We start from the raw sequence: 9,323 nt of genomic DNA on the forward strand, positions 1-9,323 counted from the left end.
TCCGTAGTCCGATTAATTGCGGTCCAGATCGATATCAATACCGAGCGAGCGGATTTCCTTCACCAGCACATTGAAGGATTCCGGCATGCCCGCGTCGATCACGTGATCGCCCTTGACGAGGTTCTCATAAACCTTCGTCCGGCCCGTCACGTCGTCCGACTTGACCGTCAGCATTTCCTGTAGCACGTACGACGCGCCATACGCCTCGAGCGCCCACACTTCCATCTCACCGAAGCGCTGACCACCGAACTGTGCCTTACCACCCAGCGGCTGCTGCGTGACGAGCGAGTACGGACCGGTCGAACGTGCGTGCATCTTGTCATCGACCAGGTGGTGCAGCTTCAGGTAGTGCATGTAGCCGACCGTGACCGTGCGCTCGAATGCCTCGCCGGTGCGGCCGTCGTACAGCGTGACCTGGTTCTTCGACGGCGTCATGCCGAGGTTCGTTGCGATCTCGTCCGGGTAGGCCAGATCCAGCGCGCGCGACATTTCGTCTTCCGTCGCACCGTCGAACACCGGCGTCGCGAACGGCACGCCCTCGCGCAGGTTCTTCGCCAGTTCGACGATCTCGTCGTCGGAGAAGCTTTCCAGCTCTTCCTTGCGGCCCGACTCGTTGTAGATCTGCGTTAGGAACTGACGCAGTTCTTCGACCTTCGCCTGACGCTGCATCATTTCGCCGATACGCCAGCCGAGACCCTTCGCGGCCCAGCCCAGATGCACTTCGAGAATCTGACCCACGTTCATCCGCGACGGCACGCCGAGCGGATTCAGCACGACGTCGGCCGGACGGCCATCGGCCATGTACGGCATGTCTTCGATCGGCACGATCTTCGACACGACACCCTTGTTACCGTGACGACCCGCCATCTTGTCGCCAGGCTGCAGGCGACGCTTAACGGCGAGATACACCTTGACCATCTTCAGCACGCCCGGCGGCAGTTCGTCGCCTTGCGTGAGCTTCTTGCGCTTCTCTTCGAACGCGAGGTCGAACTGGTGACGCTTTTGCTCGATCGAGTCCTTGATCGCTTCCAGTTGTGCCGCTGCTTCTTCGTCCGCGAGACGGATGTCGAACCAGTGGTAGTGGTCGAGATCTTCGAGGTAAGCGAGGTCGATCTTCGTGCCCTTCGCGAGCTTCTTCGGACCGCCGTTCGCGACCTTGCCGTTCAGCATGCGCGCGAGACGCTGGAACGCGTCGCCTTCCACGATACGAAGCTGGTCGTTCAGGTCGAGGCGATAGCGCTTCAGTTCATCGTCGATGATCTGTTGCGCGCGCTTGTCCCGCGTGATGCCTTCGCGCGTGAACACCTGCACGTCGATGACCGTGCCGCTCATGCCCGACGGCACGCGCAGCGACGTGTCCTTCACGTCCGATGCCTTCTCACCGAAGATCGCGCGCAGCAGCTTTTCTTCCGGCGTCAGCTGGGTTTCGCCCTTCGGCGTGACCTTGCCGACCAGCACGTCGCCCGCTTCGACTTCCGCGCCGATATACACGATGCCCGACTCGTCGAGACGGCCAAGCTGCACTTCCGCGAGGTTCGAAATGTCGCGCGTGATTTCTTCCGGTCCGAGCTTCGTGTCGCGAGCAACGACGTTCAGTTCTTCGATGTGGATCGACGTGTAGCGATCGTCCGCAACGACCTTTTCCGAGATCAGGATCGAGTCTTCGAAGTTGTAGCCGTTCCACGGCATGAACGCGACCAGCATGTTCTGGCCGAGCGCGAGCTCGCCCAGATCCGTCGAGGCGCCGTCGGCCAGCACGTCGCCGCGCGAGACCTTGTCGCCCACCTTTGCGATCGGACGCTGGTTGATGTTCGTGTTCTGGTTCGAACGCGTGTACTTGATCAGGTTGTAGATGTCCACGCCGACGTCGCCGGCAACGGCTTCATCGTCGTTCACGCGAATCACGATACGGCCCGCGTCGACGTAATCCACCACGCCACCGCGCAGCGCCTGCACGGTCGTACCCGAGTCGACCGCCACCGTGCGTTCGATGCCCGTACCGACGACCGGCTTTTCCGGACGCAGACACGGCACGGCCTGACGCTGCATGTTCGAGCCCATCAACGCGCGGTTCGCGTCGTCGTGCTCGAGGAACGGAATCAGCGATGCAGCCACCGACACGATCTGCGACGGCGCCACGTCCATGTACTGGATGCGATCCGGCGTGACCATCAGCGTTTCGCCCGCTTCACGCGACGACACGAGTTCGTCGGTCAGCGTTCCGTCGTCGGCCACTGCCGCGTTCGCCTGAGCGATCACGTAACGGCCTTCTTCGATTGCCGACAGATAGTCGATCTGGTCGGTCACCTTGCTGTCCACGACCTTGCGGTACGGCGTTTCGAGGAAGCCGTATTCGTTCAGGTGCGCATACAGCGCGAGCGAGTTGATCAGACCGATGTTCGGACCTTCCGGCGTTTCGATCGGGCACACCCGGCCGTAGTGCGTCGGGTGCACGTCGCGGACTTCGAAGCCCGCGCGCTCGCGCGTCAGACCGCCCGGGCCCAGTGCGGATACACGACGCTTGTGCGTGATTTCCGACAGCGGGTTAGTTTGGTCCATGAACTGCGAGAGCTGCGACGAACCGAAAAACTCGCGGATCGCCGAGGAAATCGGCTTCGAGTTGATCAGATCGTGGGGCATCAGGTTTTCGCTCTCGGCCTGGCCGAGGCGTTCCTTCACGGCGCGCTCCACGCGCACGAGACCTGCACGGAACTGGTTCTCCGCGAGCTCGCCGACGCAACGCACACGACGATTGCCCAAGTGGTCGATGTCGTCCACTTCGCCCTTGCCGTTACGCAACTCGACGAGGATCTTGATCGTCGCGAGGATGTCGTCGTCCTGCAGCGTCATCGGGCCAACGATTTCGTCACGGCCGACACGGCGGTTGAACTTCATACGGCCGACCTTCGACAGATCGTACGCATCTTCGCTGTAGAACAGACGGTTGAACAGCGCCTCGACCGCTTCTTCGGTCGGCGGCTCGCCCGGGCGCATCATGCGATAGATCGCGATGCGGGCGGCCATCTTGTCGGCGGTTTCGTCGATACGCAGCGTCGACGAGATATACGGCCCCTGGTCCAGGTCGTTCGTGTAGAGCGTCTGGATGTCCTTGACCTTCGCCTCGCGCAGCTTCTCGAGAACCGTTTCGGTGATTTCCTCGTTGGCGTTCGCGATCACTTCGCCCGTTTCCGGATCGATCACGTTCTTCGCCAGCACGCGGCCGAGCAGGTACTCTTCCGGCACCGAGATGAACTTCGTCTTGGCGTTTTCGAGGTCGCGAATATGCTTCGCGTTGATCCGCTTGTCCTTCGTGACAATGACGTTGCCGTCGCGGTCCTGGATGTCGAAACGCGCGACTTCACCGCGCAGGCGCTCGGGAACAAATTCCATTTGCGCGCCTTCGCTCATCAGGCCGAAGTTGTCGAACACGAAGAAGTTCGCGAGGATCTGCTCCGGCGTCATGCCGATCGCTTTCAGCAGAATCGTCACCGGCATCTTGCGACGACGGTCGACGCGGAAGTAAAGCACGTCCTTCGGGTCGAATTCGAAGTCGAGCCACGAACCGCGGTAAGGAATGATGCGCGCCGAGAACAACAGCTTGCCGGAGCTGTGCGTCTTGCCCTTGTCGTGCTCGAAAAACACGCCAGGCGAACGGTGGAGCTGCGACACGATCACGCGCTCCGTTCCGTTGATGACGAACGAACCCGTCGGCGTCATGAGCGGAATTTCGCCCATGTACACTTCCTGTTCCTTCACTTCCTTGACGACCGGCTTGCTCGGCGACTCCTTGTCGAGCAGAACCAGACGCACTTTCGCGCGCAGAGCCGAGCAGTACGTCAGGCCGCGCTGCTGGCATTCCTTGATGTTGAATGCGGGCGATGACAGCATGTAGCTGACGAACTCGAGCCGCGCGAAACCGTTGTGCGAGACAATCGGGAAAACAGAGGTGAACGCAGCCTGCAAGCCTTCCGACTTGCGCTGCGAGGACGACGTGTCTGCTTGCAGAAACGTCTGGAATGATTCAAGCTGGGTCGCCAGCAAAAAGGGAACTTGGTGAACGATGGGGCGCTTCGCGAAACTCTTGCGAATACGCTTCTTCTCGGTGAAGGAATATTGCATACGATCTCCGAATCACGGCGGGCGTTACCGAGGCGGGATACCTCGATGTCACAGCCCGGTGTTCACCGACTGAGACCCGCGCACGTGCCCGGGAGGACGCGCGAGCCTAGAAGCTTGGTGGTTGGCCGCTACCAACCGCTGGCTGACGGCAGCGGATGCCTGTGTTTCCCGCTACCCGACCAAACTTGCCTTCTGCAGTCGCTTCAGAAGACAAAGAGAACAATCGGAAAAATCTGCCGCTCCGAACGTTTTCTTTGGCTTCTGTGGAGACTTTCATGCTTGCCGACAAGCACAAAAACTGCGTCCCCACAAAGCACAAAAAGGCCGGCGGTGGAAAACCGCCAGCCTTCGCATAGCGCAATGAAACTTACTTGATTTCAGCCTTCGCGCCTGCGTCTTCCAGCTTCTTCTTGGCTTCTTCAGCAGCAGCCTTGGGCACCGCTTCCTTGATGGGCTTCGGTGCGCCGTCGACCAGATCCTTCGCTTCCTTCAGGCCGAGACCCGTCAGTTCACGAACTGCCTTGATCACGGAAACCTTGTTCGCGCCTGCTTCGAGCAGGTTGACCGTGAACTCGGTTTGCTCTTCGACTGCAGCAGCTGCGCCGCCACCTGCCGGGCCAGCAACTGCGACAGCAGCAGCCGACACGCCAAACTTCTCTTCGAACGCCTTGACCAGTTCGTTCAGTTCGAGAACCGACATCGAGCCAACGGCTTCCAGGATGTCTTCTTTTGCGATTGCCATTTGAAATACTCCTAAATTGAATTCGGATCGAGCTAGCGATCTAGCTAATACCTAACTGAGCAACTGGTGCCCAAGCGTGTGCGTTACGCAGCTTCGCCTTGCTTCTTCTCAGCGAGCGCGGCCAGGGCGCGCGCAAAGCCGGAAACAGGCGCTTGCATGACGAACAGCAGCTTGGAGAGCAGTTCTTCGCGGCTCGGAATGTTGGCCAGCGCTTGCACGCCTGCCTTGTCCATTACCTTGCCTTCGTAGGAACCAGCCTTGATGATCAACTTGTCATTGCCCTTACCGAAGTCGTTGACGACCTTGGCAGCGGCAATGGCATCTTCCGAGATGCCGTAGATCAGAGGACCGGTCATCTGCTCAGCCAGCGGAGCGAACGGCGTACCTTCCACGGCGCGACGCGCCAGCGTGTTTTTCAACACGCGCAGATACACCTGTTGCTCACGCGCTTTCGCGCGCAGCTTGGTCAGATCGCCAACCGTGATCCCACGATACTCAGCGAGCACCATCGTCTGAGCCTTCGCGACTTGCGCGGCGACTTCAGCGACGACTGCCTGCTTATCTTCTTTGTTCAGTGGCACGGTTAAACCTCCAGATTCGATGCACTCGGGCCACAACCCTCATGCACCACGTTCGACAACGGCGTCCGACTGTTAGGAGTATTTCGATCGATTGGTGATCATTCAGGATGATCGACAACCGACTTCAACCACTGCAAAACTGTTTCGGGTTCGCCATCTGCGTTGGCTTGAATTAAGGCAATGCCTGCCTGCTGCACCACCACCAACGGTCTTTGACAACCGGTTGCTCGACTCGATATTGCAGTCTCGCAACCGCCCAAAGCCCTTTTTGAAGCGCGATCAGCCGATCGCGCCCGAAATTGTTACTGTTGTGCCAGCGTTGCTTGATCCACGCGAACGCCAACGCCCATCGTGCTCGACACGGCGATCTTGCGCAGGTACACGCCTTTGCTCGTCGCCGGCTTTGCCTTTTGCAGCGCTTCGATCAGCGCCGACAGGTTCTGACGCAGCGATGCCGGCTCGAACGATGCGCGACCGATCGTGCCATGGATGATACCGGCCTTGTCGACGCGGAACTGCACCTGACCGGCCTTTGCGTTCTTGACCGCTTGAGCGACATCCGGCGTAACCGTGCCAACCTTCGGGTTCGGCATCAGGCCACGCGGACCGAGGATCTGACCCAGCGTGCCGACGACACGCATCGTGTCCGGCGAAGCGATCACGACGTCGAAGTTCAGATTGCCAGCCTTGACTTGCTCGGCGAGGTCTTCCATGCCGACCACGTCCGCGCCAGCTGCGCGAGCCTGTTCGGCCTTGTCGCCTTGAGCGAACACCGCCACGCGAACCGACTTGCCGGTACCAGCCGGAAGAACGACGGAGCCACGAACGACCTGGTCCGACTTCTTCGCGTCGATGCCGAGCTGAACGGCGACGTCGATCGATTCATCGAACTTCGCGCTCGCGCACTCTTTCACGAGAGCCAGTGCGTCGTCGATTGCGTACAGTTTCTGACGATCTACCTTGGTCGCGAATGCCTGAAGGCGCTTAGAAAGCTTAGCCATTTACACGCCCTCCACAGTGATGCCCATCGAACGCGCGCTGCCGGCGATCGTGCGCACGGCTGCATCCAGATCAGCTGCCGTAAGATCCGGCATCTTGGTCTTCGCGATTTCTTCCGCTTGAGCGCGGGTAATGTTGCCCACCTTGTCGGTGTGCGGCTTGCTCGAACCCTTTTGCACGGCGGCTGCCTTCTTGATCAGAACGGTTGCCGGCGGCGTCTTCATGATGAAGGTGAAGCTCTTGTCCGCGAATGCCGTGATGACGACCGGCACCGGCAGACCCGGCTCCATACCTTGAGTCTGCGCGTTGAACGCCTTGCAGAACTCCATGATGTTCAGGCCGCGCTGGCCCAGTGCCGGACCGACCGGCGGCGACGGGTTGGCTTTACCTGCAGGAATCTGCAGTTTAATAAAGCCGATAATTTTCTTTGCCATGTTGAAACCTCTGCTGAACGCGTGAGCGTTCGGTGAGTGATAGCGCGTGTTCGACGGTGCCGCCTACTGACGCTCCTCAACGGCCATACCGCGGACCGTAAGCGCGAATCGCGCGATGACCCGAAAGCCACGCGCGATGTATTCGATTAAAGCTTTTCGACCTGGCCAAACTCGAGTTCGACCGGTGTCGATCGCCCGAAAATCGTGACGGAAACACGGACTCGGGACTTTTCGTAGTTCACTTCTTCGACGTTGCCATTGAAGTCGGTGAATGGACCTTCCTTCACGCGGACCATCTCGCCTACCTCGAACAGCGTCTTCGGCCGCGGCTTCTCGACGCCTTCCTGCATCTGCGACATGATCTTTTCGACTTCACGTGGCGAGATAGGACTTGGGCGGTTGCGCGCACCGCCGACAAAACCAGTGACCTTGGCCGTGTTCTTTACCAGGTGCCACGTTTCGTCCGTCATTTCCATTTCAACCAGGACGTAGCCCGGGAAAAAACGACGCTCGGTGACCGACTTATGACCACCTTTTACCTCTACGACTTCTTCGGTCGGCACAAGAATCTGACCGAACTGATCTTGCATGCCTGCACGCTCAATGCGCTCTTGAAGCGCGCGTTGCACGCTCTTCTCCATGCCGGAGTAGGCGTGCACCACATACCAACGCTTTCCACTCGGGGATGCCGGAGTATCGCTCATATCATTTCCAACCCAGAATCGCCGAGAAAATCACCCACTCAATCGACTTATCACTAAGCCAAAGGAAAATGGCCATGATCAGAACAAACGCGAAGACCACTAGAGTTGTCTGGGTAGCCTCCTTGCGAGTCGGCCAGACAACCTTGCGGACTTCCTTGTACGAGTCTTTGGCGAACGCAATGAACCCTTTGCCCGGCGCAGAGAGAAGACCGACTGCGACACCCGCGATGACACCAACAGCAAGCGCTGCGCCGCGGACGTACCATTCTTGGCCTGAGAGCCAGAAGAACCCGACGAACCCGGCCAAGACCAACAATACGCCCGCCACCAACATCAACTTGTCGCCGGAAGTATTTACAGTTTCGACGGAAGGATTCGCCATAACACCTTAAGCAGCGCCACTTGGCGCAAGAATTTGGCAGGGGCAGAGGGAATCGAACCCCCAACCTTCGGTTTTGGAGACCGACGCTCTGCCAGTTGAGCTATACCCCTAAACCATTTGGGGCCGGCGGACTTCGCCGACCCCGAAACCGCTAATTACCGAGAAGATCTCTGGCTCTTACTCGATAATCTTTGCAACGACACCGGCGCCGACGGTACGGCCACCTTCGCGGATGGCGAAGCGCAGACCTTCTTCCATGGCGATCGGGGCGATCAGCTTGACCGTGATCGACACGTTGTCGCCCGGCATCACCATTTCCTTGTCCTTCGGCAGCTCGATCGAGCCCGTCACGTCCGTCGTACGGAAGTAGAACTGCGGACGGTAGTTGTTGAAGAACGGCGTGTGACGGCCGCCTTCGTCCTTGCTCAGCACGTACACTTCAGCCGTGAAGTGCGTGTGCGGCGTGATCGAACCCGGCTTGGCCAGAACCTGGCCGCGCTCCACGTCTTCACGCTTCGTGCCGCGCAGCAGGATACCGACGTTGTCGCCCGCCTGACCTTGGTCGAGCAGCTTGCGGAACATTTCCACGCCCGTGCAGGTCGTCTTCACCGTCGGCTTGATACCGACGATTTCGATTTCCTCGCCGACCTTGACCACACCGCGCTCGACGCGGCCCGTCACCACCGTGCCGCGACCCGAGATCGAGAACACGTCTTCCACCGGCATCAGGAACGAACCGTCAACTGCGCGCTCCGGCGTCGGGATGTACGAATCCAGCGCGTCGGCCAGGTTCATGATCGCCACTTCGCCCAGCTCGCCCTTGTCGCCTTCCAGCGCCAGCTTGGCCGAACCCTTGATGATCGGGGTGTCGTCGCCCGGGAAGTCGTACTTCGACAGAAGCTCACGCACTTCCATTTCGACGAGTTCGAGCAGCTCGGCGTCGTCCACCATGTCGCACTTGTTCAGGAACACGATGATGTACGGCACGCCAACCTGACGGGCCAGCAGGATGTGCTCACGCGTTTGCGGCATCGGGCCGTCAGCGGCCGAGCACACCAGGATGGCGCCGTCCATCTGCGCCGCGCCCGTGATCATGTTCTTCACATAGTCAGCGTGGCCCGGGCAGTCGACGTGTGCGTAGTGGCGGTTAGCCGTTTCGTACTCGACGTGCGCGGTGTTGATCGTGATACCACGCGCCTTTTCTTCCGGCGCCGCGTCGATCTGGTCGTACGCCTTCGCCTCGCCGCCGAACTTCTGCGTGAGAACCGTCGTGATCGCTGCCGTCAGCGTGGTCTTGCCGTGGTCAACGTGACCGATCGTACCCACGTTCACGTGCGGCTTGGTCCGCTCGAATTTACCTTT

At 59.7% G+C, this 9,323-nt stretch carries 8 protein-coding genes and 1 tRNA gene; all 9 read right to left on the bottom strand.

Annotated elements, in window-relative coordinates:
- Positions 1 to 12: 12 nt before the first annotated feature.
- Positions 13 to 4,119 (bottom strand): DNA-directed RNA polymerase subunit beta, encoded by a 4,107-nt coding sequence (gene rpoB / locus NCT32_RS12785; RefSeq protein WP_061120229.1) that lies wholly within the window; start codon positions 4,117 to 4,119, stop codon positions 13 to 15.
- A gap of 367 nt (positions 4,120 to 4,486) precedes the next feature.
- Positions 4,487 to 4,861 carry a 50S ribosomal protein L7/L12 gene (rplL, locus tag NCT32_RS12790; RefSeq protein WP_014192486.1) on the bottom strand — a complete coding sequence of 125 codons (375 nt, stop codon included), beginning with the start codon at positions 4,859 to 4,861 and terminating at the stop codon, positions 4,487 to 4,489.
- 83 nt (positions 4,862 to 4,944) lie between these two features.
- Positions 4,945 to 5,442 (bottom strand): 50S ribosomal protein L10, encoded by a 498-nt coding sequence (gene rplJ / locus NCT32_RS12795; protein ID WP_061120230.1) that lies wholly within the window; start codon positions 5,440 to 5,442, stop codon positions 4,945 to 4,947.
- 302 nt (positions 5,443 to 5,744) lie between these two features.
- Positions 5,745 to 6,443 carry a 50S ribosomal protein L1 gene (gene rplA / locus NCT32_RS12800; RefSeq protein ID WP_061120231.1) on the bottom strand — a complete coding sequence of 233 codons (699 nt, stop codon included), beginning with the start codon at positions 6,441 to 6,443 and terminating at the stop codon, positions 5,745 to 5,747.
- Positions 6,444 to 6,875 (bottom strand): 50S ribosomal protein L11, encoded by a 432-nt coding sequence (gene rplK / locus NCT32_RS12805; protein WP_008343796.1) that lies wholly within the window; start codon positions 6,873 to 6,875, stop codon positions 6,444 to 6,446.
- A 146-nt stretch (positions 6,876 to 7,021) separates the two neighbouring features.
- Positions 7,022 to 7,579, bottom strand: a complete 558-nt coding sequence (gene nusG, locus NCT32_RS12810; RefSeq protein ID WP_061120232.1) for a transcription termination/antitermination protein NusG — start codon at positions 7,577 to 7,579, stop codon at positions 7,022 to 7,024.
- A 1-nt stretch (position 7,580) separates the two neighbouring features.
- Complete coding sequence (secE, locus tag NCT32_RS12815) at positions 7,581 to 7,961, bottom strand: preprotein translocase subunit SecE (RefSeq protein WP_008343790.1); 381 nt, start codon at positions 7,959 to 7,961, stop codon at positions 7,581 to 7,583.
- 34 nt (positions 7,962 to 7,995) lie between these two features.
- Positions 7,996 to 8,071, bottom strand: a tRNA-Trp gene (locus tag NCT32_RS12820).
- A 67-nt stretch (positions 8,072 to 8,138) separates the two neighbouring features.
- Positions 8,139 to 9,323, bottom strand: a 1,185-nt coding sequence (gene tuf, locus NCT32_RS12825) for an elongation factor Tu (protein ID WP_250477167.1), incomplete at its 5' end; no start/stop codon positions are given.

The sequence above is a fragment of the Caballeronia sp. INML2 genome, assembly GCF_023631365.1.
In the GTDB taxonomy this organism is placed as follows: Bacteria; Pseudomonadota; Gammaproteobacteria; order Burkholderiales; family Burkholderiaceae; genus Caballeronia; species Caballeronia turbans.